Source organism: Streptococcus sp. HMSC061E03 (genome assembly GCF_001813505.1).
GTDB lineage: Bacteria > Bacillota > Bacilli > Lactobacillales > Streptococcaceae > Streptococcus.
The window spans coordinates 144,518-145,058 of the sequence record NZ_KV812797.1; the positions used below are offsets into that span (position 1 = coordinate 144,518).

The following is a 541-nucleotide window of genomic DNA, read 5'->3' on the forward strand; positions in this document are numbered from 1 at the left end:
AAACCGACTCAGACGTAGAGGCCGACTCAGAGACTGATGCTGACTCAGAGGCTGACGCTGACTCAGACGCTGATTCAGAAGTTGACGCTGACTCGGACGCAGAGGCTGATTCAGAGACTGAGAATGATTCTGATGTTGAAACTGACTCAGACGCTGAAACTGATTCAGAGGTTGAGACAGACTCGGATGCAGAAACCGACTTAGATGCAGAAACTGATTCGGATGTCGATTCCGATTCAGACGTAGACACTGATTCAGATACAGAAACCGACTCGGATGTTGATACTGACTCGGACGTTGAAACTGACTCAGACGTTGATACTGATTCGGATGTCGAGAGTGATTCAGAAGCAGATGCAGATTCGGATGTTGATACTGACTCAGACGCAGAAGCTGATTCGGATGTTGATACTGACTCAGACACAGAAGCTGATTCGGATGTTGATGCCGATTCGGAGACTGAAACTGACTCAGAGGCTGACGCTGATTCGGATGTTGACACTGATTCGGATGCAGATGCAGATGCCGATTCTGAGGTCGA

At 48.4% G+C, this 541-nt stretch carries 1 protein-coding gene; it reads left to right on the forward strand.

Going from position 1 to position 541, the window contains the following annotated elements; all coding sequences use genetic code 11:
- Positions 1-541, forward strand: a 541-nt coding sequence (locus HMPREF2917_RS11730; protein ID WP_256324267.1) for a hypothetical protein, incomplete at both ends; no start/stop codon positions are given.